The following is a 24,450-nucleotide window of genomic DNA, read 5'->3' as shown; positions in this document are numbered from 1 at the left end:
GAAGCACGGTGCCCGCGCACGCCCCGCCCATGGGGCATTCGCACAGGACGCCGCCGGCGCGATCGCCGGGCGCGCGCTGCGGGAGGCCGGGTGACGACGCTCGCCGTCCGCGACCTCACCGTCGCCTACGGCCGGTCCGTCCGCGCGCTGCGCCGCGTGTCGCTGGAGGTGCCGGCCGGGGAGATCGTGGCCGTCCTCGGCTCCAACGGCGCGGGCAAGACCACGATCATGCGGGCCATCTCGGGCACGCTGCGCTTCCACCGCGCCGCGATCGAGTCCGGCGAGATCAGCTACGGGGAGCGCCGGCTGACCGGCGCGCCGGCGCACCGCGCCGTCGCCGCCGGGGTCGTGCAGGCCCCCGAGGGCCGCCGGGTCTTCGCCCGGCTGACCGTGGAGGAGAACCTGCGCGCCGGGGCGCTCGGCGCCGCTCGCGGCGCCGCGGGCCGCCGCGACCGGGTCTTCGAGCTGTTCCCGGTGCTGGCCGAGCGCCGGGGCCAGCGCGCGGCGCTGCTGTCGGGCGGCGAGCAGCAGATGCTCGCCATGGGCCGCGCCCTCATGGCCGCCCCGAAGGTGCTGCTCCTGGACGAGCCCACCCTCGGCCTGGCCCCGCTGATGGCCGAGCGCATCGCCGAGACGATCCGGGAGATCAACCGGCAGGGCACCTCCGTGCTGCTGGTCGAGCAGAACGCCGCGCTGGCGCTCCGCCTGGCCGGGACCGCCTACGTCCTGGACGTCGGCGAGGTCGCCCTGCACGGCCCGGCGGCCGAGCTGGCCGCCAGCGACGAGGTGCGCCGCCGCTACCTGGGGGTCACCGAAGAAGCCGGCCCGCTCGACGCGGCGCCGCGCCGCACCCTGGCGAGGTGGTCGGCATGAGCGAGACGCCGAAAAGCGAGACACCGGAACTGGTCGTCGAGGACGTGACCGTGCGGTTCGCCGGCCTCGTCGCGCTGGACGCGGTCGGCTTCACGGTGCGGCCCGGGACCGTCCACGCGGTGATCGGGCCCAACGGCGCCGGCAAGTCGACCTGCTTCAACGTGCTGTCGGGCGTCTACCGCGCCACCTCGGGCAGCGTGCGGTTCGGCGGCCGGGAGCTGACCGGCCTGCCCCCGCACCGCATCAGCGAGCTCGGCATCGCCCGCACCTTCCAGAACCTGGCGCTGTCGGCGGCGCTCAGCGTCGAGGACAACCTCATGCTCGGCCGCTACCGGCTCACCCGCGCCGGGATCGTGGCGTCGGGGCTGCGGCTGCCGCGGGCCCGCCGCGAGGAGGCCCGGCACCTGGCCCGGGTGCGCGAGATCGCGGACTTCGCCGGGATCGCGCACCGCCTGAAGGAACCGGCCGGCGGGCTGCCCTACGGCGACCAGAAACGCGTCGAGCTGGCCCGCGCGCTGTGCGCCGAGCCCCGGCTGCTGATGCTCGACGAGCCCGTCGCCGGGATGAACGCGACCGAGCGGCTGGAGATGGCCGAGCTGATCGTCGCGGTCCGCGCCGGGCTCGGCATCTCGATCGTCCTGGTCGAGCACGACATGGGCATGGTCATGCGGCTCGCCGACCGCGTCACCGTCCTGGACTTCGGCAAGCGCATCGCCGACGGCACCCCCGGCGAGGTGCAGGAAGACCCGGCCGTGCTGCGCGCCTACCTCGGAGAGGAGGTCTCATGACGAGGCTGCTGGAACTGCTCATCAACGGCGTCAGCCTCGGCGCGGTCTACGCACTGATCGCCCTCGGGTTCGTCGTCATCTTCCGCGCGACCGAAGTGGTCAACTTCGCCCACGCGTCGCTGCTGCTGCTCGGCGGCTACGTGACCGCCGTGCTCCACGACGACCTGGGCTTCCTCGGCGCGCTCGCCGTCGGCGTCGCCGCCGCCGCGCTGTGCGGCGCGTTCCTGGAGTTCGTGCTGCTGCGGCGGGCCAAGGCGCGCCGCGACGTCGTCGCCATCGCGACCGTCGGCATCGACATCGTGCTGACGGCCGAGCTGACCCGCCGCATCGGCACCGGCGTGCTGTCCCTGGGCGACCCCTGGCACAACAGCGTCGTGCACATCGGCGGCGTCACCATCGCCCAGACCCGCATCGCGGCGCTGCTGACGGCGGCCGTCCTGATCGGGGCGTTCCTGGCGGCGTTCAAGTACACCTCCTGGGGGGTGTCCATGCGCGCGGTCGCCGAGGACTCCGAGACCGCGGCGCTCATGGGCATCCGGCTCGGCCGCGTCTCGATGTCGGCCTGGTGCGTGGCCGGGGCGCTGGCCGCGGTCGCGGCGGTGTTCATCACCGCGTTCCCGACGCCCGGCCTGGACCGCACCACCTCGGTCGCCGCGCTCAAGGCGTTCCCGGCGGCGATCCTCGGCGGCCTGGACTCCACGACCGGCGCCCTGGTCGGCGGCCTGCTGATCGGGCTGACCGAGTCGCTGGTCGGCGGCTACCAGGACGACCTGTCCTTCCTCGGCCGCGGGCTCGGCGACGTCGCGCCCTACGCCGTCATGGTCGCGGTCCTGCTGCTGCGCCCGGCCGGGCTGTTCGGCACCCGGGAGGTGTCGCGTGTCTAGGCCGCCGCTGACGGCGCTCCTCTGGCTGCCGCTGCTGATCCTGCCCTTCTACGTCGACATGTTCTGGCTGCAGGCCGGGCTGTTCGTGATGGCCGCCGCGATCGGCGCGATCGGGCTGAACCTGCTGACCGGCTCGACCGGGCAGCTGTCGATGGGCCACGCGTTCTTCCTGGCCGTCGGCGCCTACGGCTACGTCTACTTCGCCGGGGAGACGTCCGGGCACGTGACGGGCCTCGGCCTGCCCGCGCCGGTCGCCGCCGTCCTCGCCGTCGCCCTGTCCGGGCTGGCGGGCTGGGCGTTCAGCCCCATCGCCGGCCGGGTGTCGGGCGTCTACCTGGCCATCGCCTCCCTGGCGCTGATCTTCCTCGGCCAGCACGTGCTGTTCAACCTCGAGAGCGTCACCGGCGGCTACAACGGCCGGGCCGTCCCGCCGATGAAGCTGTTCGGCTTCGCCTTCGACGACTCCTCCGAGCTGATCGTCGCCGGGGTGCCGTTCGGCGGCCTGGAACGGCTCTGGTACCTCGGCATCGCCCTGCTGCTCGCCGCGATGCTCTTCGCCCGCGGCGTGCTGGGGGCGCGGCCCGGCCGGGCCATGAACCTGGTCCGCGACCAGCGGATCGCGGCGGCGGCGCTCGGCGTCCCGGTCGGCAAGGTCCGCGCGAAGGCGTTCACGCTCTCGTCGATGTACGCCGGGCTGGCCGGCGTGCTGCTGGCGCTGACGTTCCAGCGGGCCGTCCCGGACTACTTCGGGATGCTGCTCGCCCTGGACTACCTGGCGATGATCGTCATCGGCGGGCTGGGGTCGGTCGGCGGCGCGGTCGCCGGCGCGGCCTTCGTCACCCTGCTGCCGCAGCTGCTCGCCCGCTACAGCGGCGACCTGCCGCTGGTCGCCGCCCCCGGCGCCGACGGGATCTCGCCCGCCGTCGCCGCCCGCTACCTGTACGGCGCCGCCGTCGTGGCCGTCGTTCTCTTCCTCCCCACCGGGCTGTCCGGGCTGCTGTCCGGCCGCCTGCCCGGTCTCCGGCGCTCCGCCACCCCCATGAAAGAGGAGTCACCCCAGTGAAGGTCCGTACCACTTTCGCCATCGGCCTGGCCGCGCTCGCGCTGACGTCGTGCAGCAGCAAGGCGGTCTCGTCGCAGGACGGCACCGGCGCCGACGGGGTCAAGACCGGGAAGGGCGTCACCAAGGACAAGATCACCCTGGGCGCGCTGACCGACCTGACCGGCGTGTACGCCACCCTCGGCAAGAGCATCACCCAGGCGCAGCAGCTCTACTTCGAGCAGCTGAACGCCGCGGGCGGCGTCTGCGGCCGCAAGGTCGACCTGCTCGTCCGCGACCACGGCTACGACGTGCAGAAGGGCGTCTCGGCCTACAGCGAGGTGCAGCCGAAGGTCGCCGGGATCACCCAGCTGATCGGCTCGCCGGTGCTCGGCGCCGTGCTGCCGAACCTCGAGCGCGACAAGCTGCTCGTCATCCCCGCGGCGTGGCCGTCGTCGGTGCTGAAGGAGAAGTACGTCCAGGTCGTCGGCTCCACCTACGAGATCGAGGTCATCAACGGCATCGACTTCCTGGTCCGCAAGAAGGGCCTGGCCAAGGGCGCCAAGGTCGGCCACGTCTACTTCGAGGGCGAGTACGGCGAGAGCGCGCTGAAGGGCGCCAAGCACGCCGCCGCCGCGGCCGGGCTCACCATCGTCGAGCAGCGCATCAAGCCGACCGACACCGACATGACCTCGCAGGTCAGCGCGCTGAAGGCGGCCGGGGTCAAGGCGATCGTGCTGAGCGCCGGGCCCAAGCAGGCGGCCTCGCTCGCGGGCGTCGCGGCGGCGTCGGGCCTGGACGTGCCGATCGTGTCGAACAACCCCGGCTTCGCCCCGCAGCTGCTCGGCACGGCCGCCGGGCCGGCGCTGCAGAAGAACTTCTACCTCGTCAACGGCCTGCAGGCGTCCAGCTCCAACGTGCCCGGCATCAAGGCGCTCGTCGCCGCGTACGGCAAGAAGTACCCCGGGCAGACGATCGACAACGGCGTGAGCTTCGGCTACGTCTCCGCGAAGGTGTTCGGGGAGGCGCTCAAGGACGCCTGCAAGGCCAAGGACCTCACCCGCGAGGGCATCCTGGCCGCGCACCGCACCCACGCCGCGTTCGACAGCGACGGGATCGCGCCCAAGCTCGACTTCTCCCAGGTGGGCAAGATCGGGACGCTGGAGTCCTTCGTGCAGAAGCCCGACGCCAAGGCGGCGGGCGGCCTGACCACCGTGGAGGGCCCCTTCACGGCCGAGGCGGCCAAGACCTTCACGGTCGGCTGACGCCGGGCAGCTCCTGGTAGGCACCGAGAACGGCGAGGTCGGCCTCGATGGCGGCCGCGGCCTCCCGCAGGGCGGGCAGCAAGCGCTCGCACGTCCGCCCTGCGGGCTCGGTCCCGGCGTGGCCCGCCGCGTTCAGGGCGGCCACGACGCGCCCCGCCCGGTCGCGCACCGGGACGGCCAGCGAGCGCAACCCCTCCTCCAGCTCCTGGTCGACCAGCGCGAACCCGTCCCGGCGCGCGTCCGCGACCAGGCCGGCCAGCTCGGCGGGGTCGGTGCGGGTGCGGGCGGTCAGCGGGCGGCGGTCGCTCCGCGCGATCAGCCCGGCGGCCCGGTCCTCGGGAAGCCCGGCGAGCAGGACGCGGCCCATCGAGGTCGCGTAGGCGGGGAACCGGGTGCCGACGTGGATCGCGACCCGCATGATCCGCGAGGTGGCGACGCGGGCGACGTAGCGGATGTCGGTGCCGTCCAGGACCGCCAGCGACGCCGAGTCGTGCACCCGTTCCACCAGGTCGCGCAGGTGCGGGCGGGCGACGTCCTCGAAGGACAGGCCGCCGAGGGCGGCGTAGCCGAGGTCCAGCACGCGCGGCAGCGGCACGAACCGGCGGCCCGCCGCGGCCGCGTGGCCGAGCTCGCACAGCGTCAGCAGCGACCGGCGGGCGGTGGCGCGCGGCTGGCCGGTCGCGGCGGCGACCTCGGAGATCGTCATCCCGCCGGGCCGCCCGCCGAGCGCGGCGAGGACCGCCAGGCCCCGGTCCAGCGACTGCAGGAAGCCGGGGCCGAGCTCGCGCTTGAGGTCCCGGCTGCGGTCCAGGCCCGGCGCGGGCTCCGGCGCCGCCGGGGGAGCGGCGAGGGCCTCCTGCATGCGGGCCACGCACTCGGCCAGGGCGGGGCCGGCGTGCTCGCGCAGCGACGCGGCGCTGTGCCTGCTGGTGTGGCTGACCACGCTCAGCGCGCAGGCGACCGCGCCGGCGGCGTCGCGGACGGGGACGGCGACGGCGACCAGGCCCGGCTCGACGAGCTGGTCGTCCACCGACCGGCCCGTCTCCTCGAACGCCCGCACCCGCTCGCGGAAGCGCCCGAGGACGCCCGGGTCCTGGGAGGGCGGGACGGAGAAGACGCGGTCGGTGCCTCCGGTGACGCGCCGCTCCCAGCGCTCCCACCGCGCGGCGTCCCACCCGGCGGCGAAGATCGCACCCGGGGCGCTGCGCTCGGCGGGCAGCAGGTCGCCGATCCGGAACGCCACCGACATCGTCCGGCGCCGCGGCGACTGGCCGACGAAGCGGACCCCGTCGCCGTCGGGCACCGCCAGCGAGACCGACTCCTCCAGCGCGTCGGCGAGCCGGGCGGCGAGCGGCGCCAGCGGCCCGGCGACGCCGCCGCCGGCCAGGTAGGCGTTGCCGAGCTCCATCAGCCGCGGCGTCGCGGCCACCTCACGGCCCTGCCAGCGCAGGTAGCCGATCCGCACCAGCGTGGCGACGATCCGGTCGACGGTCGAGCGCACCAGCCCGGTCGTCTTCACCAGATCGGCGGGGCGCAGCCCGGCCGGGGCCCGGCCGAGCGCCTCCAGGACCTCCAGCCCGCGCTCCAGCGGGCCGGAGTCCGCCGTGACCTGTCCCATCGGAACCTCCTGCGGGCTGTTGGCATGCGGGCTGCCGACATGCGGGCCATCGACATACGGGCCATTGACATGCGCCGGTCGGTCAGCGCACACTGACCGCGCCATTATGAACTTAAGTTCACTAGACGAACAAGTCGGGGTCGGTGGATGGACAAGGTTGCAGGGAGCGCGGCGGCGGCCGTGGCCGATATCGGGCACGGCGCGTCCCTCGCCGTGGGCGGTTTCGGGCTGAGCGGCGTGCCGAACGTGCTGATCGGGGCGCTGCACGAGGCGGGACCCGGCGGGCTGAGCGTGGTGTCCAACAACTGCGGGGTGGACGGCGGCGGCCTCGGCGTCCTGCTGGAGGCCGGCCGGATCGCCCGCGTCACCGGCTCCTACATCGGGGAGAACAAGGCGTTCGCCCGCAAGTACCTCGCCGGTGAGGTCGAGGTCGAGCTGACCCCGCAGGGCACGCTCGCCGAGCGGCTGCGCGCCGGCGGCTGCGGCGTCCCGGCGTTCTACACCCCCGCCGGCGTCGGCACCGCGGTCGCCGAGGGCGGGCTGCCCTGGCGGTACGCGGCCGACGGCAGCGTCGCCGTCGCCTCGCCGCCGAAGGAGACCCGCGAGTTCGACGGGGTCCCGCACGTGCTGGAGCACGCCATCCGCACCGACTTCGCGCTGGTGCGGGCGGCGCGCGGCGACCGGCACGGCAACCTGGTGTTCGCCGGGTCCTCGCGCAACTTCAACCCGCTGGCGGCGATGGCCGGGCGGATCACCATCGCCGAGGTGGAGGAACTGGTGGAGCCCGGCGAGATCGCGCCGGGCGAGGTGCACCTGCCGGGCGTGTTCGTCCAGCGGGTCGTGGCGCTGACCGCCGACCAGGCCGCCGCCAAGGGGATCGAGAAGAGGACGGTGCGGGGCTGATGGCCTGGACCAGGGACGAGATGGCCGCGCGCGCGGCCGCCGAGCTCACCGACGGCGGCTATGTCAACCTCGGCATCGGGCTGCCCACGCTGGTGCCCGGGCACGTGCCGCCCGGTGTGCAGGTGGTGCTGCACTCGGAGAACGGCGTCCTCGGCGTCGGCCCCTACCCGGCCGAGGACGAGGTGGACCCCGACCTGATCAACGCGGGCAAGGAGACCGTCACCACGCTGCCGGGCGCGAGCTTCTTCGACTCCGCCCTGTCCTTCGGGATGATCCGCGGCGGCCACATCGACGTGGCGATCCTCGGCGCCATGCAGGTCTCGGCGGGCGGCGACCTGGCCAACTGGACCGTTCCCGGCTCGCTGGTCAAGGGCATGGGCGGGGCGATGGACCTGGTGCACGGCGCGCGCCGGGTCATCGTGCTCACCACCCACAACGCCAAGGACGGCAGCCCGAAGATCGTCGCGGAGTGCACGCTGCCGCTGACCGGCCGGGCCTGCGTGCAGCGGATCATCACCGACCTCGCCGTGCTGGACGTCACCGGCGGCGGGCTCGTCCTCGCCGAGACCGCCCCCGGCGTCACGGCCGGGGAGGTCCTCGCCCGCACCGGCGCGCCGGTGCGCGTCCCGGCGGTCCTGGAAGGAGACCCCGCATGACCGTGCCATCCCCCCGGCCCCCCACCCAGGCCGAGATCGACAAGGAGATCGCGGAGCTGGACGGCTCCCGCCCCGGCCTCGCCCACCCGCCGCGCGGCTACCCGCCCTACCGCAGCAGCATCCTGCGCCACCCCGAGCAGGCACTGGTCGTCGTGCAGGACCCCGAGGCCGTCGAGCTGACCGGGCCCGTCTTCGGCGTCACCGACGTCAGCGAGCTCGACAACGACCTGACCCGCCGGCACCACGGCGAGCCGCTCGGCGAGCGCATCACCGTCACCGGCCGCGTCCTGGACCGCGCCGGGCGGCCCGTGCGCGGCCAGCTGGTGGAGATCTGGCAGGCCAACGCCTCGGGCCGGTACGCGCACGCCCGCGACGCCCACCCCGCGCCGCTCGACCCCAACTTCACCGGCGCGGGCCGCTGCCTGACCGACGGCGAGGGCCGCTACTCCTTCACCACGATCAAGCCGGGCCCCTACCCGTGGCGCAACCACGTCAACGCGTGGCGGCCCGCACACATCCACTTCTCGCTTTTCGGGCATGCCTTCACCCAGCGGCTGGTCACCCAGATGTACTTCCCGGGCGACCCGCTGTTCGACCGCGACCCGATCCTGCAGTCGGTCACCGACCAGGCCGCCCGGGACCGGCTCGTCGCCGCCTACGACCACGACCTGTCGGTCCCCGAATGGTCGCTCGGCTACCGGTGGGACATCGTCCTGGACGGGCCCGCCGCCACCTGGATCGAGGAGGGACGCTGATGGAACCGACGCGGCTGCAGCCGACACCGTCGCAGACGGTCGGCCCGTTCTACGGCTACGCGCTGCCGTTCCGCGGCGGCGGCGACCTGGCCGCCGCCGGCGACCCGGACGCGATCATCGTCCGCGGGACCGTGTACGACGGCGCGGGCGCCCCCGTCCCCGACGCGCTCGTGGAGGTCTGGCAGGCCGCCCCGGACGGCTCGCTGCGCGGCGCCCCCGGCTCGATGCGCCGCGACCCGGTGGCCGGCGAGGCCATCGGCCGCACCGGCATCGACTTCACCGGCTTCGCGCGGGCCGCCACCGACGCCGACGGGCACTGGCACGTCCGCACCCTGCCGCCCGCCCCGCACCGCCCCGGCGCCCTGCCGCACCTGGCGGTGTGCGTGTTCGCGCGCGGCCTGCTGCACCACCTGTACACCCGGATCCACCTGCCCGAGCACGCCGCGGCGCTGGACGCCGCGCCGCAGTTCGCGGCCCTGCCGCCCGAACGCCGCGCCACCCTGCTGGCGGCGGCCGAGCGGCCCGGGGTGTACCGGTTCGACATCCGCCTGCAGGGCGGGGCGGGGGAGGAGACGGTGTTCCTTGACTTCGCCTGACGGTACCGACTTCGGGCTGCTGTCGCCCGGCTCGGCCTGGTCGGCGGCCGAGGCGACGACCGGCGACCGGGCCGTCCTGCAGGCCATGCTCGACGCCGAGACCGCGCTCGTCCGCGCCCAGGCCTCCCTCGGCCTGGCGCCCGCCTGGGCCGCCGACGCGATCGGCGCGATCGGCGCCGACGCCTTCGACCCGCCGGACCTGGCCCGGCGCGCCCGCGCCGGCGGCAACCCGGTGATCCCGCTGGTCAAGGACCTGACCGCGCTCGCCGGGCCGGCCGGGGAGCACGTGCACCGGGGCGCCACCAGCCAGGACGTCCTGGACACCGCGCTGATGCTGGTCGCCCGCCGCACGCTCGCCCCGCTGCTGGCCGACCTGGACCGCACCGCCGAGGTGCTGGCCGGCCTGGCCGCCGGGCACCGCGCCACCCCGATGCCCGGCCGCACCCTCACCCAGCACGCCGTGCCCACCACCTTCGGCCTGAAGGCCGCGGGCTGGCGGCACCTGGTGCTGGACGCCCGCGACCGGCTCGCCGCGGTGGACCGGACGCTGCCGGTCCAGCTCGGCGGCGCCGCCGGGACCCTGGCCGCCCTCGGCGCCGACCCGCGGCTGATCGCCGCCTACGCCGAGCAGGCCGGCCTCGCCGCGCCGCTGCTGCCCTGGCACGCCCTGCGCACCCCGGTCGCCGACCTCGGCGCCGCGCTGGCGTTCACCGCCGGCGCCCTCGGCAAGATCGCCGCCGACGTGCTGGTGCTGGCCCGCACCGAGATCGGCGAGGTCGCCGAGGGGGTGCCCGGCGGATCGTCGGCGATGCCGCACAAGAGCAACCCGGTGCGCGCCACGCTGATCGCGGCGACGGCCCGGCGGGTGCCGGCGCTCGCCGCGGTGCTGCTCGGCTCGCTCGCCGCCGAGGACGAGCGCCCGGCCGGCGCCTGGCACGCCGAGTGGCAGCCGCTGCGCGAGGCGCTCCGCCTGACCGGGGGAGCGGCCCGCGACGCCGCCCAATTGGCCGCCGGCCTGGTCGTCCACCCCGACCGGATGCGCGCCAACCTCGGCCTCACCCACGGCCTGATCGTCTCCGAGCGGGCCGCGGCCGAACTCGCCGCCGAACTCGGCCGCGACGAGGCCCGCGCGCTGCTGGACGAGGCGGCGCGCCGCGCCGCCGCCGAGGGCGTCCCGCTCGCCGAGACGCTCGCCGGCCACCCCTTCGACCCCGACCCGGCCACCTACCTGGGCGCCGCGCCCGCCCTGGTCGACGCCGCCCTGACCCGCGAGGCCGCCCGATGATGCCCCTCCACTACGAACTGGACGGCCCCGCCGCCGGCGTCCCGCTGATCCTCGGCCCGTCCCTCGGCACCTCGCTGCACCTGTGGGACGGCGTGCTGGACCGGCTCGCCGCCACCCGCCGGGTGCTCCGCTTCGACCTGCCGGGCCACGGCCGCTCGCCCGCCGGGCCCGGCGCGGCGAACACCGTGGCACTCGCCGGGCTCGTCCTGGAACTGGCCGACCGGGAGGGCTTCGACCGGTTCCACTACGCGGGCGTCTCGCTCGGCGGCGCGATCGGCGCGCGGCTCGCGCTGGACCACCCCGGGCGCGTCGCGTCGCTGGCGATGATCTGCTCGGCGGCCCGGTTCGGCGAGCCCGCCGGATGGAAGGAGCGCGCCGCGCTCGTCCGCGAGCAGGGCACCGGCCCGCTGCTCGTGCCGGCGGCGGGCCGCTGGTTCGCCGGCGAGCCCCGCACCCGCCTGCTGGACGACCTCGCCGCCGCCGACGCCGAGTCCTACGCGGCCTGCTGCGACGCCCTCGCCGAGTACGACGTCCGCGACCGCCTCGGGGACATCGCCGCCCCGGCGCTGATCGTCGCCGGGCGCGCCGACCCGGCCACCCCGCCCGCCTACGCCCGCGAGCTGGCCGACGGCATCCCCGGCGCGACGCTCGTGGAGATCCCGCACGCCGCGCACCTGGCCCCGGCCGACCGGCCCGACGCCGTCGCCGCCGCGCTCCTGGCCCACCTCGGCGAGCCCGACCGGCGCACCGCCGGCACGGCCGTCCGCCGCGCCGTGCTCGGCGACGCCCACGTCGACCGCGCCGTCGCCCGCACCACCGCGTTCACCGCCGACTTCCAGGACTTCATCACCCGCTACGCCTGGGGCGAGATCTGGACCCGCCCCGGCCTGGACCGCCGCACCCGCAGCTGCGTCACCCTCACCGCGCTGACCGCGCTCGGCCACCACGACGAGCTGGCCCTGCACGTCCGCGCCGCCCTCACCAACGGTCTCGGCACCGACGAGATCAAGGAGGTGCTGCTCCAGGCCGCCGTCTACTGCGGCGTCCCCGCCGCCAACTCCGCCTTCGCCGTCGCCCAGCGCGTGCTGGACGAGATCTCCCGAGGAAACCCATGACCTCCCCCCACCGCACCCGCGTCGCCGTCATCGGCGCGGGCCCCGCCGGCCTGCTGCTCGGCCACCTGCTGCACCGCCAGGGCATCGACACCGTCGTGCTGGAGAGCCGCGACCGCGGCTACGTCGAGCGGCGCCAGCGCGCCGGCATCCTGGAACAGGGCACCGCCGACGTCCTGCGCGCGAGCGGCGCGGGCGAGCGCATGGACCAGGCCGGCCTCCGCCACGACGGCATCGAACTGCGCTTCGACGGCGGGTCGCACCGCGTCGACTTCCCGACACTGACCGGCGGCCGGTCCGTCATGGTCTACGCCCAGACCGAGGTCGTGAAGGACCTGATCGCCCTCCGCCTGGAGACCGGCGCGCCCCTGCTGTTCGAGGCCGAGGTCCTCGCCGTCGACGGGATCGAAGGCGACGCCCCGACGCTGCGCTACCGCCACGAGGGCGCCGAACACACCCTGACCTGCGACATCATCGTCGCCTGCGACGGCTTCCACGGCATCGGCCGCCGCTCGGTCCCCACCTCGGCGCTGCGCACCTTCGAACGCGTCTACCCCTACTCCTGGCTCGGCATCCTCGCCGACGTCCCGCCGTCCTGCGATGAGCTCATCTACGCGCACCACCCCCGCGGCTTCGCCCTGCACAGCATGCGCACCCCGCAGATCAGCCGCCTCTACCTTCAGGTCCCGCCTGACGAGGACCTGGCGGCCTGGCCCGACTCGCGCGTCTGGGACGAACTGTCCACCCGCATGGCCGTCCCCGGCTGGACCCTCGCCACCGGCCCCGTCACCGAGAAGAGCATCACCCCGATGCGCAGCTTCGTCGCCGAGCCCATGCGCCACGGCCGCCTCTTCCTCGCCGGGGACGCCGCCCACATCGTCCCGCCGACCGGCGCCAAGGGCCTCAACCTCGCCGCCGCCGACGTCACCCTGCTGGCCGCCGCGCTCACCCGCTGGCACCGCGCCGGCGACACCACCCTGCTGGACGCCTACTCGGCGACCGCCCTGCAACGCGTCTGGCGAGCCGAGCAGTTCTCCTACTCCATGACCACGATGCTGCACACCCCGCCAGACCAGGACCCCTTCGACCACCGCCTGCAGTTCGCCCAGCTGAGCTACACGGCCAGTTCTAGGGCAGCATCAACATCCCTGGCGGAAAACTACGTAGGGCTGCCTCTCCCTGGTCTGGAAGAACTCGCCTGAAACAACGCCCCAGAAGCTGAGCTCCGCTGCGAGTTCATCGCCGGGCGGGCTAGCTGATCGAGGCGGATAAGCCACGTCTAAGTCCCGTCCGCGATGCGCGCGGTGCTCAGTTTCGCGTGCTGAATCCGCAAAGACGCGTCGCTTTCTTTCGATGGAAAAGCGGCGTCGAGGAGGCGCGGTGGTAGGGGGCTGCGGTGGGCGCTGGTGTTGGCGGGCGTTCCGCTTACTGCTTTGAGGGACGTTGTTCGGTTTCTGTCTGGTGGCTGGGCTGCGGGGTGTGTGCGGGTGCCGCGATGTGGATTGGTGGAAAAGGCTAGCCGGGCGGTGATGCGGTGGTGTGCCGGGTTGCCGGGCTGTCGGGGTGCAGGTGGATGGTCGGTGGCGGTGAATGTGTCCGGCTGGCTGGGGTCGGTGGGGGTGTTTCGCTTTCTGCCGGTGGAAAAGCGGCGCCGAGGGGATGCGGTGGTAGGGGGCTGCGGTGGACGCTGGTGTTGATGGTCGTTCGGGTTAGTGCTTTCTGGGGTTGTTGTTCGGTTTCTGGCTGGCGGCCGGGCTGCAGGATGTGCGCGACATCGCGATGCGAATTTGATGGAAGAGCCAGCCGGGTGACGATGCGGTGGTATGGCGGGTTGCCGGGGTGCGGGCCGATGCTCGGTGGAGGCGGACGGTCGGCTGAGGCCAGTGGGGGCGTGGCGCATTCCGCCAACGGGGAAAGCCTCGGCGAGGACGAGTGCGGGGCCGGGGCCGGGGCAGATGAGCGATATACCGCTGGCGGCGCGGCGGAGCGGAGTGGAAGTGCTCAACTGCCGCCTGCCGCCTACCGGTGCAGTTGGGGCGTTCCGCCTCCGGGCCAGTGGTGGCGGCAACGCCTTCTTTGTCGGTTGCAATCACTGGATGGCTGAGCCCCCAGGGCGCCGCCTTGCAGGAAACAAGAGTTTCTCCGGCAGAGGTCCTGCAAGGTCTTCGACCACGTTGCAATCAACGCGAAATAGAATCAGGCATTGACTGGCAAGTGGTCGGATTAATCCGACATCCCCTTCTTTTCAAGGGCGGGATGTCTGCCACCTTGGCGGGCGCCACAGAAAGAAGGTAAAGAAATGCGGTGAGCAGCGCCACAATCACTCTGCGTTCGATATTATTTATATATGCGTTCGGTGTTGGATCCGGCAGAGGCGGCCAAGACCCCCAGCGGGGATCTGATGGCCACTCTCGCTGTGGTGACCGCCGAACTGGCCCGCCGTGAATCCCCCGAGTCGGGTGCGGTGTGCAAAGAGCTCGCCGAGACGCTGGGAAAGGTGCAGGACCAGGCCGAATATGTGATGGCCGGTCTGGTAGGGCGGGTGGACGCCACCGGTGAACAGGCCCGATGGGGGTTCGCCTCGATCAAGGCGTGGTTGTGCGGTGAGCTGGGAATGCAGCCCGCCCGCGCCGCCGAGCGTCTGTCGCTGGCCCGCCAGCGCCGTCGGCTGCCGGAGACGACCCAGCGGTGGGCCGATGGAACGCTGCCGTTGGGGCAGGTCGCCACGATCACCCGCGCCGTGGCCAAGCTCAACGACGAGGACGTGGCCAAGGCCGAGGAAGCGCTGTTGGAGTATGTCGATCAGGGTTGGTCGGCGCGGCTGGTGGGCCGGTTGGGGCAGCGGATCCGTGAGGTGATCGCCGACCGCGACGACACCGGCGAACCCAAAGAAGCCGCCCGCGGCTATGACAAGTCGTGGATCGCGGTGTCCCCGTCGCTGGACGGCGGCCGCTACCTCAAAGGCTGGCTCAACCCCGAAGACGCCGCCGTCTGGGACGGCACCCTCGCCCCGCTGGCCAAGCCTGCCGGGCCTGAGGACACCCGCGACGTCACCGAACGCACCGCTGCCGCCTTGTCCACCATGCTGGCAGGCGGCCACCGCGCCACCAAGGTGACGGTCATCTGCGACCTGGACACCCTCACCGGCGGCCAAGCCCCCGCCCGCCTCGCCGACGGCACCCCGATCCCCGCTGAGCACGCCCGTCGCATCGCCCTGTCGGCGGGGGTGTCACCGCTGCTGCTGGGCCGCGGCCACACCCCCCTCTACCTGGGCCGCACCGCCCGCTTCGCCACCACCGCACAACGCCAGGTTCTGGAGACCCTCTACGACACCTGCGCCGTCCACGGCTGCGAGATCCCCGGCGCGCTGTGCGAGGTCGACCACATCACCGGCTGGGCCCTCGGCAACGCCCCCACCGACATCGACCGGCTCGCCCTGTGCTGCGGCTGGCACAACCGCTTCAAGCACACCCACCCCGACCAAATCCACATCACCCGAGACAACACCGGGCGGTACGTGTACCGGCTGCTGCCGCCACCCGGCCACCGCCCGCGCACCGCGCCCACACACGAGGCCACCGAGCGGGACACCAGCAATCACAACCCCTGGCTCGGCTCCGCACCCCCCGTGCCGACACTCACCCGCACCCGCCACACCCGGCAGGCCCGGCAGCAGCGGACCGGGCCACACCGCCGGACCCCACCCCCGCCGCCTCCGGCCACCAACCACCCCCGCCGGACATAAACCCCCGGCCCCAGCAGGCAGCACCGCGCCACCGCGCAGGCCCACCCGTGCCCAGCCCGCCACCGTCGCCAGCGGCACAACGCCTGGCTCGACCACGCCCAGTAAACCCCGGCCAACCACCCCGGGACACGCGGGTAAGCCGAGCCACTGCCAGAGCGGACGCCGGCAGACCACCCACGCCACGTAGCCAGCAGCGGAGCACTTCCACCCGGGCCTGCCCGCCACCAGGGCTCGCCCCACCAAGCAGCACCCGGCGGACCCGCCCCGGCACCCACCACCCCTCGCTGCGCGGTTGAAGTCTCAGCCGTCGAAGAAGCGACACCTGACATCTCGCCGCCGGCTACGCGCAGACGACCCGCCACCACCAGAGCGAACGTCCGCCAGCGGAGCAGCCACACCACGCAGGCGGCAGCTGAGCTTTTCCCAGGCCCCGCCCCCATCAAGCGACGCTCGGCGCTCTGCCCCGCCTCCACCACTTCCTCGCTGCGCGTCTGAAGCCCCGCTGTCAACGAAGCGGAACCCGAACACCTCGCTCCCACCAGGCAGACGACGGGAAACCCCAGCTTTCGCCGAAGCGGACGCCGACGGCCCACCCGCAGTGGGCAGGCGGCAGCTGAGCTTTTCCAGCCCACTCTGCCCCCGCCAAGCGGCACGCAACGGACCCGCCCCGGCCCGTCGCTTAATCGGCTTGTCAGGCTGGATCGGTGGCCGCCTGACGGTGAGCGGCCGCCTGGAGATCATGATGAGGGCGCAGAGTCAGGTCTCGGGCTCGACGGCCAGATGGGCCTTGAACCCGTCCTGGTGGTGGGCGCGGGTCTTGTGCACGTGCCTGGCTTCGGGGTCGACGGTCGAGATCACCCGGTCGGGGGCGGTGCCGTCGGTGATGCGCCAGCGTCCGTCGCGTCCGTTGGAACCGTCGGCCGGTTCGACGTCCTGCCCCGGCGCTGCCGGCCCTTGAGCACCCCGGTCGCCCGCACCACCTCCCGCACCGCCTCGAAGATCCGGTTCGGCCGGGCCGAGCGCGCGAGCCGCCGCCGGAAGCAGGCCAGCAGCGACGCATCGAACGCGGTGTCGTGCAATCCCAGCCCGCAGGCGGCCTTCCACCGCAGGTCACACCGCAGCTCCTGCACCGTGTCAAAGTCCGACAGCCCGTGCAGGGCCTGCAGCACGATCGCGCGGCCAGGATCTGCGGCGGCATCGACGGCCGCCCGTTGGCCGAGAGATGCATATCGGCGAACATCCCCGCCGGGAACAACGCGCCCCGCTGCTCGGCAAGCAACGCGAACATGCTCCCGGCCGGGACCAGCTCCCGGCACGTCTCCCCCACATCCGAACCGACCGTCTCCCCCGCCCACTCACCCGTCACCACACTGACCCCGCCACAACCACGGCCGGGCCAGAACACCAAGATCTTCAGCAGTCCCCTAGGACCTGCTCCAAAGTTGATCAGAGCCATTCGACGCCGCGGTGCGGGCAGCCGACCGCTCCGGCGTCCACGAACGGCAGCTCATGGTGTGTCATTCTCAGGCCCGAAGGAGGGCTTCAGCGCGGCCCAGAAGCCGCCTGGCCCTGGCCGCCCCGGGGAGCCTGCCAGAGCCAGGCGGCGATCGCTGCGATCACCGAGGCGGTCAGGCCGATGCCGGCAGTGGATCCAGGATGAGCCGGACCGGTGTGCTCGGTCCGAGCGTCAGGCCAAGTCGCGGCTTGGACGAGACGGGTTCGGCCAGACGAGGCCGGAACCTGCTGACCAGGGCCGCGATGATCGCCACGGCCTCCAGCAGGAAGAACTGGCGGCCCACGCAGGCGTGCGGTCCCGCACCGAACGACAGGTAGGCGTAGCGGTGGCGTTCCCTGACCACGGTCGAGCCGGGGGTGTGCCGGTCGGGGTCGAACCGGTGCGGGTCAGGCCACACGTCGGCCAGCCGGTGGGTGAGGTAGGGGCTGAGCACGATCAGGCCGCCGGCCTTGACCGGCACGCCGCCGATCACGTCGTCCTGTTTGATCATGCGCGGCAGCATCCAGCCGGGCGGGTAGATCCGGAGCATCTCCAGCGCGACCTGGCGGGTGTAGACCAGCTCGGGCAGGTGCGCGCCGGTGACCGGACCGGCACCCACGACCCGGCCGACCTCGTCGTACACCCTGGCGGCGACATCGGGGTTGTTCTCCAGGACCGCCCACACCATGGCCATGGCCACGCCGGTGGTCTCGGTACCGGCGGTGAACAGCCCGACCATGCCGTCGCGCAGGTCGGTGCGGGTGAACCTCTGCCCGTCGTCGGTCCGGGCGCGCAGCAGGCGCGACACGATGTCGGTCCCCTCGGGGGAGCCGTCCTTGTCGGCGTCGGCCTGGGCCTGTTCCACGATGGGGTAGGCGATGCCGTTGACCGTGGCCAGGGCGCGGGTGAACTCGCGGTCCTTCGGCCAGGGCATCCGGGCAGGCACGAACGGCGCCAGCAGCCGCGGCTGCATGGCTCGCGACGCCACGCGCAACGCGTCGCCGAGCCGGTCGGCGTGAGGGATGCTGATCCGGCTGCCCAGCAGGACCTTGGTGATGGCCCGGTACACGATGCGGGGCATCTCCTCGCTCGCGTTGATCGGCGCGCCCCCGCGAGCCCGGTCGGTCAGCTCGTCCACGGCCCCGACCACGGTGGCGGCCAGGTCATCGGCGAACCCCCGCAGGGCCGGGCCGTTCACCAGCTGCTGGTAGACCTCGCGTTTCTTCCACCACAGCCCGTCGCTGCCGGATGTGTCTCCCACCAAGCGGCTGAGCGGCTCCCACAACCAGCCCTCCCGTACGTAGTTGCCGGGGTTGGCGGCCATGACGTGCTCGATGTGCTCGGGCCGCGACAGCACGTAGGGCCGGAGCGGCCCCAGGCCGAGGCGGACGATGTCACCGCCGGCCGACGCACTTTCGACCAGCTCGATCCCGTTCAAGGGGTCGCGGGCAAAGCGGGGAGCAAAGCGCCGGAAGGGAACGGTGACCAGACGATCGAAGGGCACGGGCATGGAACCTCACCTGATCTGATCGGCAGCGGTACCCCAGTGTTGAGCTTCCCCGCTCCCTGCTCCCTTCACAAGATCGAAAACTCTGGACCGGCCGCCGCCGCTGCAGGGCCGCGCTAGGCCGAGGCGGTCGGCGGCGGCTCGGCGGCGCCCCGTCCCCGGCCCGCCGATTGAAGGATCAACTGTTGATCAACTTTGGAGCAGGTCCTAGGGGACTGCTGAAGAGCTTGGTGTTCTGGCCCGGCCGTGGTTGTGGCGGGGTCAGTGTGGTGACGGGTGAGTGGGCGGGGGAGACGGTCGGTTCGGATGTGGGGGAGACGTGCCGGGAGCTGGTCCCGGCCGGGAGTATGTTCGCGTTGCTTGCCGAGCAGCGGGGCGCGTTGTTCCCGGCGGGGATGTTCGCCGATATGCATCTCTCGGCCAACGGGCGGCCGTCGATGCCGCCGCAGATCCTGGCCGCGCGATCGTGCTGCAGGCCCTGCACGGGCTGTCGGACTTTGACACGGTGCAGGAGCTGCGGTGTGACCTGCGGTGGAAGGCCGCCTGCGGGCTGGGATTGCACGACACCGCGTTCGATGCGTCGCTGCTGGCCTGCTTCCGGCGGCGGCTCGCGCGCTCGGCCCGGCCGAACCGGATCTTCGAGGCGGTGCGGGAGGTGGTGCGGGCGACCGGGGTGCTCAAGGGCCGGCAGCGCCGGGGCAGGACGTCGAACCGGCCGACGGTTCCAACGGACGCGACGGACGCTGGCGCATCACCGACGGCACCGCCCCCGACCGGGTGATCTCGACCGTCGACCCCGAAGCCAGGCACATGCACAAGACCCGCGCCCACCACCAGGACGGGTTCAAGGCCCATCTGGCCGTCGAACCCGAGACCTGACTCTGCGCCCTCATCATGATCTCCAGGCGGCCGCTCACCGTCAGGCGGCCACCGATCCAGCCTGACAAGCCGATTACCGGCGCTGGCGACCACCGGTCGAACGGCGCCGTTACCTGGCTCGTCCACCGCGGCAACCGCCGCCTGCGCCACCGCGGCACCATCGCAGGCGACGCCTGGCTGCACACCCGAGCCGCCGCCCTCGACCTCCGCCGACTGATCAACCTCGGACTCACCCGAAGCAACGACATCTGGCATCTGTCCATGGCCGAAGCATGACCACACAGGGCTGTCCGGCCCACGGCCGGACAGCCTCTCCACAAAATCTTCAGCAGTCTCCTAGGGCGTGTTTGAGAACGCTGTCGCGTTGATCGTGCCGCGCTGGGATGATCCTGGTGTGGCGCGTGAGGATCTCACCGATGAGCAGTGGGCTGTGTTGAACTTCTGCTACTGGGATCGACGGCGGGGCGGCCGGCAGCCTCACGACGGCGCTGGACTTTCCCGTAGGGCTGTCACAGCGCGGACCTATGCTCGTCGCCATGTCGATATCCGCCACCCCCGAATCCCTGTCCTATGCCGACGCCGACGCCCGTCTGAGCGGCGCGTTGTCCGCCGCGTTCGAGAGTGAAGGAGAGTCGTCCGACTATGGCAGCGTGCTGTTCTTCGACGGCGATCTCGCGGTCGACGGGGACTTCCTGGACGCCGTCAATGCCCTGCGAAGCGGGGGCGGCGAGGACGACGTCGAGCTGATCGTGATCACCGGCGATCTGACGGTCGACGGCCCGATCGCGCTCTATGAGGACCGGCCCGGACTCTACGTCGGCGGTCGCACCGAGGCCGAGACCCTGGAGGCCGGCGACTGCGAGATCCACCTCCACGACGGCGCCTTCACGCACCTCGTCTACGGCTGTTACAACCACGGCCGGCTGCGGACCGGGACCGTCGAGACCCCTTGGGTGATCGACTTCGACCACGCCATGGACGTGCACGCCGTCGGCGGGCGCTGGGTGGACAACGTCGGCGCCGCCAAGAACGCCGACTACGTCAGGCCGGGCATCGTCGAGGCGTTCGTGCCCGAGGTCGTCGACGCGGAGGACCGCCGTCTGGACGTCGAGGCGTTCCTGGACCGGCTGCGGGCCGGGCTGCCGGTCCTGCGGCCCGGAGCCCGGACGGCGGCCGAGTCGGCCGAAGCCGACGTGTCCCGGTCCCGGGCCGACCGGGTGGAGCACCTCGACCTGACCGGTCGCAACCTCAAGGAGTTTCCCGCCGAGGTGCTCCAGATGCCGTGGCTTCGCACCCTGATCCTGGACGGCAACCCGATCGGCGAGCTGCCCGAGGCGCTCGGGACGCTCACCCGGCTGGAGCACCTGTCGGTGCGCAACTGCGGGCTGACCGCCCTGCCGGAATCGATCGGCGACCTGGTCGCGCTCCGGGTGCTGTGCGTCGCCGGCAACCGAGACACGGACCTGGACACGGTCGAGTTCACCCTGCCGGCCGCCATCGGCCGGCTCACCGCCCTGGAGGAGCTCGACATCTCCTACCTGTCGGTCTCCGTCGACACGGAGCCGGGGTCGGAGTGGGACCTGCCGGAGGTGTCGCGGTTCGTCCTGCCGGACGCCTTCGGCGATCTGGCCACGCTGCGCAAGCTGGTCGCCGACGGCACCGACGTCGTGTTCCCCGGCTCCGCGCACGGGCTGGCCGCCGTCGAGGAGGTGTCCATGTCCGGCGGGAGCCACTATTTCCTGCGGACCTTCCCCGAGGCCGTCACCACCTTCCCGAACCTGCGCCGGCTCGACCTGAGCGGCAACTACTTCGACACCGTCCCCGACAGCCTGCTGCGATCGACCCGCCTCGAAGAGCTCGACCTCGGCGACAGCCTCGGCCTGCTGCGCGACCCGCTGCCCGACCTCGGCCGCCTGCCCGCGCTGCGGGTCCTCGGCTTCGGCGGAAACAGCCGCCGCGCTAGCACGCCCCTGCCGTCGCACGATTTCCTGCGGGAGCTGTTCGCCATGGAGCTGCCCGGACTGGAGGAGCTCCGGATCGGCCAGTGGCAGCGGAACACCAAGCGCCGCAAGCTCAAGCCTGAGCACTTCGCCGGGATCGGGACGTTTCGTCGGCTGCGGATCGTCGACCTGAGGTTCAACCAGCTCAACGACCTGCCGGCGGATTTCGACACGCTCCCCGATCTGGCGGTGGCCAACCTGTACGGCAACCTGTTCCCAAGGGCGGTCCGCGACCGGATCACCGCCGCACACCCGACCGCCCAGATCGACTTCGAGTAGGCGTTCGAGGCCGGCGTGGCGGCGGAGCCGTTCGCCGGGATCACAGCCACTCACCGATCGCCGCGATCTGCACGGTGGCCAAGTAGCGGGCGGCGAGCTTGATGCCCCTATGGATGTCAAGCAGAGCAGGGTGTTGTGATCATCTTGTAGATTTCGCGGGCGATGTAGCGCTTGAGACAGCAGATGGCTTCGCGGCGGGTCTTGCCCTGGGCTTGGCGCCGGTCGATGTAGTCGCGGGTGGCGGTGTTCCAGCGCAGGTGGGCGATGACGATGGTGTAGAGAGCGGAGTTGGCTTGGCGGTCCCCGCCGCGGTTGAGACGGTGGCGTTGGGTTTTCCCCGAGCATGCTTCGATAGGGCTGACGCCGCAGAGCGCGGCGAAGGGTGCTTCGCTATGGAGTCGTTCGGGATTGTCGCCTGCGGCGATGAGCAAGGCGGCGGTGGTGTCGGGGCCGACTCCATAGCAGTTGGGCAGTTGCGGCCGGTGGCTGTTGATCGCTGTGGTGATCTCGTCGGTGAGATAGGCGATTCGCTGGGCGAGCGACCGGAGGGTGTGGGCTGCAGCGGCTGCGGCCGTGGCGACCGTTGCGGTGGCAAGGGCGGCGCAGGCCCGGATGAGCTTGGGGTTGCTGAGGCCGGTCAGCTGCTCACGCAGGGCTGGGTCGGCGCGGATCAAGACGGCCTTGAGCTGGTTGATGGCCTGTGCTCGGGACTTGATCGCTGATTGCTTGGCCGTTTTGAACAGCCGGATCATCTCCACTGGCCCGTCGCCGGTCTTGGCGATCGCGGTGGCCCTGCCGGAAAGCACCGCCCGTGCTGCCGCCTCGGCGTCGATCGCGTCGGTCTTGCCGCGGCGTCGGCGTTCGGCCTTGTCGGGCTGGTTGACCTCCAGGACCCCGATGCCGGCGGTGCGCAGGTACCGGGTGAGAGCGGTGCCATAAGAGCTGGTGCCCTCCACTCCGGCCCGTCGCAGGACACCGAACCCCTCGGCCCAGTCCAGCAGGTCGCGGTATCCGGCCGAGGTGGAGCGATCAGGACTGTGATGGCGCTCTTGTTCGCAGCAAGGCCCCTATCGGGACACGCCCGCCCGGCCCGGTGACAGCAAGCACCGCCCCGAACAGTGGCCGACAGATCAAACTCAAGGCACCCTGGCCAGTCGTAACGCGGGTCAGACCACCGCCCGAGGCGGCACCCTCACATCCTCACAGTCGTATCGGGTGGCCACGGCCCGGTGCCGCTTGAGCCGGTTGATTCCGCACTCCACGGCGTGCCGCAGCTTGTAGTCCTCCCGGTCGAATACCGGCGGTCGACCGTCGGCGCTGCCGCGATGTTTCCGCCCGACAATCTGGTCGTGGCACTCCGGGATCGTGGCCCGGATGCCCCGACGTCGCAGGTAGACGCGGTTGGCCTTGAGTAGTACGCCTTGTCGGCCTGCTCCCGATCCGGGCAGCAGCAAGGACGGCCAGCACCCGGGCGGGGCACCCGAATCGCCTCCAACACGGGCACGAGCTGTGGACTGTCGTCGCGCCGCGGCTGAGGGCGTGGCGAGGCGGGGTGGGCCCGTGCTCGATGCGGGCTTTGAGGGACACGCCGTCCCACAACGCGGCGCCAGCCGTCATGACATGAACTTATGCCCAATGTGGCGCGAAGCGCCGGTCAATCGGTGGCCGGGGGCGGAACGTGGAACGTCCCGCGGCCCTGTGTGGTGGATGACGAGACCCCGCTGCGAAAGCTCGCGTGCGCGTCACCAACGGTGATGTGACTGACGTCGTATTGGTCCGCCAGCGTGCGGACGCTGGGCAGCCGGCGCGCCCACCGTCAGGGGTGGGCGCCGGCGGCGCGGAGGCGGGTGGCGATCTCGGCCGCGCCGCGGTCGAGGGCGTGGCGGAGCGGGGTGACGCCGTCGCCGTCGGCCAGGTTCACGTCCGCGCCCGCGTCGATCAGCAGTCCGACGATCTCCTGGTAGGGGTGGGAGCCGTCGCCGAGGATGACCGCCTCCAGCAGGCCCGTCCAGCCGAGCCGGTTGACGTGGTCGACGTCGATCCCGGTCTTCAGCACCTCGCGGACATAGTCGACATGGCCGCGTTCGCAGGCCGGGATCAGCGCGACGCCCCCGTACCGGTTGGTCAGCTTCAGGTCGGGCCCGGCGGGCAGCAGCGTCCGCAGCATCGCCACGCTCCCGGTCACCCCGGTGACGAGGAAGGCGCTGTCGCGCCGGTCGTCCTGCAGGTTCGGGTCGGCGCCGGCCTCCACCAGGACGCGGGCCGCCTCGACATGATCGCCCTCGGCGGCGAGCTGGAGCGGGGTCCGCCCGTGCTCGTCGCGGGCCTTGAGGGACGCGCCGCCCCGCAAGGCGGCGCCGACCCCGGCCGCGTCGCCTTCACGCGCGCTCCGCAGCAGTTCCTGGTCGCTCATCCTCGTCTCCTTCGCTTCGCTCGCGGTTCGCGCCGGCAAGGACGCCTCTCCGGCGACCGACAGGCCGGCGGCGATGGCGAGCCCGGCGGCGGCGAGGGCTCCGGCCCTCTTCGTCCTTCGCAACATGATCCTTCCCGAAGTCTCCTCAGGGCCCGTCGAGGCCGATCCTCAGGCGGAGGCCGAGGGCATGTGCGACGCGCTCCAGCGCGGGAAGCGGTGGAAGGCGGGTGCCGTCCTCCAGCCGGGAGACCGCTGATTGCGTCAGGCCCGCCCGTTCGCCCAGTCCGGCCTGCGTGAGGCCGAGAGCGCGGCGCCGGAGGCGGACCGCTGCGCCGATCGACTCGTTCAAGGGTTCCTC

At 72.6% G+C, this 24,450-nt stretch carries 19 protein-coding genes and 4 pseudogenes; 16 read left to right on the top strand and 7 right to left on the bottom strand.

Features of this window, described 5'->3' with window-relative positions; translation table 11 throughout:
- Positions 1 to 90 precede the first annotated feature (90 nt).
- Genes ACRB68_RS29015 through ACRB68_RS28995 form a run of 5 tightly spaced genes read left to right on the top strand, consistent with a single transcriptional unit; the run spans position 91 to position 4,849 of the window.
- Positions 91 to 873 carry an ABC transporter ATP-binding protein gene (locus ACRB68_RS29015; RefSeq protein ID WP_328594922.1) on the top strand — a complete coding sequence of 261 codons (783 nt, stop codon included), beginning with the start codon at positions 91 to 93 and terminating at the stop codon, positions 871 to 873.
- Positions 870 to 1,661 (top strand): ABC transporter ATP-binding protein, encoded by a 792-nt coding sequence (locus tag ACRB68_RS29010; RefSeq protein WP_153538147.1) that lies wholly within the window; start codon positions 870 to 872, stop codon positions 1,659 to 1,661. The genes ACRB68_RS29015 and ACRB68_RS29010 overlap by 4 nt, the downstream gene beginning before the upstream one ends.
- Positions 1,658 to 2,545 (top strand): branched-chain amino acid ABC transporter permease, encoded by an 888-nt coding sequence (locus ACRB68_RS29005; protein WP_153538145.1) that lies wholly within the window; start codon positions 1,658 to 1,660, stop codon positions 2,543 to 2,545. Before ACRB68_RS29010 ends, ACRB68_RS29005 begins: the two co-directional genes overlap by 4 nt.
- Positions 2,538 to 3,608, top strand: coding sequence for a branched-chain amino acid ABC transporter permease (locus ACRB68_RS29000; RefSeq protein ID WP_328594921.1), 1,071 nt, complete (start codon positions 2,538 to 2,540; stop codon positions 3,606 to 3,608). The genes ACRB68_RS29005 and ACRB68_RS29000 overlap by 8 nt, the downstream gene beginning before the upstream one ends.
- Positions 3,605 to 4,849 carry an ABC transporter substrate-binding protein gene (locus ACRB68_RS28995; protein WP_328594920.1) on the top strand — a complete coding sequence of 415 codons (1,245 nt, stop codon included), beginning with the start codon at positions 3,605 to 3,607 and terminating at the stop codon, positions 4,847 to 4,849. The genes ACRB68_RS29000 and ACRB68_RS28995 overlap by 4 nt, the downstream gene beginning before the upstream one ends.
- Here the strand turns inward: ACRB68_RS28995 and ACRB68_RS42615 are convergent.
- On the bottom strand, positions 4,836 to 6,467 hold the full coding sequence (locus tag ACRB68_RS42615; RefSeq protein ID WP_153538143.1) for an IclR family transcriptional regulator domain-containing protein: 1,632 nt from the start codon (positions 6,465 to 6,467) through the stop codon (positions 4,836 to 4,838). The genes ACRB68_RS28995 and ACRB68_RS42615 overlap by 14 nt on opposite strands.
- Before the next feature lie 147 nt (positions 6,468 to 6,614).
- On the opposite strand from ACRB68_RS42615, the gene ACRB68_RS28985 reads away from it, so the two are divergent.
- The 8 genes from ACRB68_RS28985 (at position 6,615) to ACRB68_RS28950 (ending at position 15,519) form a co-directional block, all read left to right on the top strand.
- Positions 6,615 to 7,370, top strand: a complete 756-nt coding sequence (locus tag ACRB68_RS28985) for a CoA transferase subunit A (protein WP_153538141.1) — start codon at positions 6,615 to 6,617, stop codon at positions 7,368 to 7,370.
- Positions 7,370 to 8,026, top strand: coding sequence for a CoA transferase subunit B (locus ACRB68_RS28980; protein ID WP_153538139.1), 657 nt, complete (start codon positions 7,370 to 7,372; stop codon positions 8,024 to 8,026). Before ACRB68_RS28985 ends, ACRB68_RS28980 begins: the two co-directional genes overlap by 1 nt.
- Positions 8,023 to 8,781 (top strand): protocatechuate 3,4-dioxygenase subunit beta, encoded by a 759-nt coding sequence (gene pcaH / locus ACRB68_RS28975; protein WP_153538137.1) that lies wholly within the window; start codon positions 8,023 to 8,025, stop codon positions 8,779 to 8,781. Before ACRB68_RS28980 ends, pcaH begins: the two co-directional genes overlap by 4 nt.
- Positions 8,781 to 9,377 (top strand): protocatechuate 3,4-dioxygenase subunit alpha, encoded by a 597-nt coding sequence (gene pcaG / locus ACRB68_RS28970; RefSeq protein WP_153538136.1) that lies wholly within the window; start codon positions 8,781 to 8,783, stop codon positions 9,375 to 9,377. The genes pcaH and pcaG overlap by 1 nt, the downstream gene beginning before the upstream one ends.
- On the top strand, positions 9,364 to 10,662 hold the full coding sequence (pcaB, locus tag ACRB68_RS28965) for a 3-carboxy-cis,cis-muconate cycloisomerase (RefSeq protein ID WP_153538135.1): 1,299 nt from the start codon (positions 9,364 to 9,366) through the stop codon (positions 10,660 to 10,662). Before pcaG ends, pcaB begins: the two co-directional genes overlap by 14 nt.
- The gene (pcaDC, locus tag ACRB68_RS28960; RefSeq protein ID WP_153538133.1) at positions 10,659 to 11,777 is read left to right on the top strand and encodes a bifunctional 3-oxoadipate enol-lactonase/4-carboxymuconolactone decarboxylase PcaDC; all 1,119 of its coding nucleotides are present in this window, start codon (positions 10,659 to 10,661) and stop codon (positions 11,775 to 11,777) included. The genes pcaB and pcaDC overlap by 4 nt, the downstream gene beginning before the upstream one ends.
- A complete protein-coding gene (locus ACRB68_RS28955; RefSeq protein WP_153538131.1) occupies positions 11,774 to 12,976 on the top strand; it encodes a 4-hydroxybenzoate 3-monooxygenase in 1,203 nt (400 codons plus the stop codon). Before pcaDC ends, ACRB68_RS28955 begins: the two co-directional genes overlap by 4 nt.
- A 1,199-nt stretch (positions 12,977 to 14,175) precedes the next feature.
- Positions 14,176 to 15,519 (top strand): HNH endonuclease signature motif containing protein, encoded by a 1,344-nt coding sequence (locus tag ACRB68_RS28950; protein WP_194293501.1) that lies wholly within the window; start codon positions 14,176 to 14,178, stop codon positions 15,517 to 15,519.
- Positions 15,520 to 16,278: 759 nt separating this feature from the next.
- Here ACRB68_RS28950 and ACRB68_RS41610 read toward each other — a convergent pair.
- Both ACRB68_RS41610 and ACRB68_RS28940 read right to left on the bottom strand, forming a co-directional pair.
- A pseudogene (locus ACRB68_RS41610) lies at positions 16,279 to 16,885 on the bottom strand (transposase); the annotation flags it as partial.
- Positions 16,886 to 17,147: 262 nt separating this feature from the next.
- A complete protein-coding gene (locus ACRB68_RS28940) occupies positions 17,148 to 18,518 on the bottom strand; it encodes a cytochrome P450 (protein WP_194293500.1) in 1,371 nt (456 codons plus the stop codon).
- Between the two features lie 332 nt (positions 18,519 to 18,850).
- Here ACRB68_RS28940 and ACRB68_RS28935 point away from each other — a divergent pair.
- The 3 genes and pseudogenes from ACRB68_RS28935 to ACRB68_RS28930 all read left to right on the top strand — a co-directional run.
- Positions 18,851 to 19,397 (top strand): annotated as a pseudogene (locus ACRB68_RS28935) (transposase); the annotation flags it as partial.
- Between the two features lie 18 nt (positions 19,398 to 19,415).
- Entirely contained in the window at positions 19,416 to 19,676 is a 261-nt protein-coding gene (locus ACRB68_RS42885) for a hypothetical protein (RefSeq protein WP_407924314.1), read from the top strand.
- A 260-nt stretch (positions 19,677 to 19,936) separates the two neighbouring features.
- Positions 19,937 to 21,679 carry a leucine-rich repeat domain-containing protein gene (locus tag ACRB68_RS28930; protein WP_153538125.1) on the top strand — a complete coding sequence of 581 codons (1,743 nt, stop codon included), beginning with the start codon at positions 19,937 to 19,939 and terminating at the stop codon, positions 21,677 to 21,679.
- 116 nt (positions 21,680 to 21,795) lie between these two features.
- Here ACRB68_RS28930 and ACRB68_RS28925 read toward each other — a convergent pair.
- The 4 genes and pseudogenes from ACRB68_RS28925 to ACRB68_RS28905 form a co-directional block, all read right to left on the bottom strand.
- Positions 21,796 to 22,698, bottom strand: a pseudogene (locus ACRB68_RS28925) (IS110 family RNA-guided transposase); the annotation flags it as partial.
- Between the two features lie 186 nt (positions 22,699 to 22,884).
- Positions 22,885 to 23,198 (bottom strand): annotated as a pseudogene (locus ACRB68_RS28920) (IS5/IS1182 family transposase); the annotation flags it as partial.
- Between the two features lie 297 nt (positions 23,199 to 23,495).
- A complete protein-coding gene (locus ACRB68_RS28910; protein WP_235960388.1) occupies positions 23,496 to 24,092 on the bottom strand; it encodes an ankyrin repeat domain-containing protein in 597 nt (198 codons plus the stop codon).
- A gap of 145 nt (positions 24,093 to 24,237) precedes the next feature.
- Positions 24,238 to 24,441: a helix-turn-helix domain-containing protein gene (locus tag ACRB68_RS28905; RefSeq protein WP_153538119.1), complete on the bottom strand. Its 204-nt coding sequence runs from the start codon at positions 24,439 to 24,441 to the stop codon at positions 24,238 to 24,240.
- Positions 24,442 to 24,450: the final 9 nt, after the last annotated feature.

Origin of the sequence: Actinomadura macrotermitis, assembly GCF_009604375.1 — a bacterium.
Taxonomy (GTDB): domain Bacteria; phylum Actinomycetota; class Actinomycetes; order Streptosporangiales; family Streptosporangiaceae; genus Spirillospora; species Spirillospora macrotermitis.
This window is presented reverse-complemented; position numbering and strand designations above follow the sequence as displayed.

Bases quoted from the DNA above. Each gene is read 5' to 3' on its own strand.
- ACRB68_RS29010 (WP_153538147.1), top strand. From the start codon at position 870: ATGAGCGAGACGCCGAAAAGCGAGACACCGGAACTGGTCGTCGAGGAC.
- ACRB68_RS29005 (WP_153538145.1), top strand. From the start codon at position 1,658: ATGACGAGGCTGCTGGAACTGCTCATCAACGGCGTCAGCCTCGGCGCG.
- ACRB68_RS42615 (WP_153538143.1), bottom strand. From the start codon at position 6,467: ATGGGACAGGTCACGGCGGACTCCGGCCCGCTGGAGCGCGGGCTGGAG.
- ACRB68_RS28985 (WP_153538141.1), top strand. From the start codon at position 6,615: ATGGACAAGGTTGCAGGGAGCGCGGCGGCGGCCGTGGCCGATATCGGG.
- ACRB68_RS28980 (WP_153538139.1), top strand. From the start codon at position 7,370: ATGGCCTGGACCAGGGACGAGATGGCCGCGCGCGCGGCCGCCGAGCTC.
- pcaH (WP_153538137.1), top strand. From the start codon at position 8,023: ATGACCGTGCCATCCCCCCGGCCCCCCACCCAGGCCGAGATCGACAAG.
- pcaG (WP_153538136.1), top strand. From the start codon at position 8,781: ATGGAACCGACGCGGCTGCAGCCGACACCGTCGCAGACGGTCGGCCCG.
- pcaDC (WP_153538133.1), top strand. From the start codon at position 10,659: ATGATGCCCCTCCACTACGAACTGGACGGCCCCGCCGCCGGCGTCCCG.
- ACRB68_RS28955 (WP_153538131.1), top strand. From the start codon at position 11,774: ATGACCTCCCCCCACCGCACCCGCGTCGCCGTCATCGGCGCGGGCCCC.
- ACRB68_RS28950 (WP_194293501.1), top strand. From the start codon at position 14,176: ATGGCCACTCTCGCTGTGGTGACCGCCGAACTGGCCCGCCGTGAATCC.
- ACRB68_RS42885 (WP_407924314.1), top strand. From the start codon at position 19,416: ATGATCTCCAGGCGGCCGCTCACCGTCAGGCGGCCACCGATCCAGCCT.
- ACRB68_RS28930 (WP_153538125.1), top strand. From the start codon at position 19,937: ATGTCGATATCCGCCACCCCCGAATCCCTGTCCTATGCCGACGCCGAC.
- ACRB68_RS28910 (WP_235960388.1), bottom strand. From the start codon at position 24,092: ATGAGCGACCAGGAACTGCTGCGGAGCGCGCGTGAAGGCGACGCGGCC.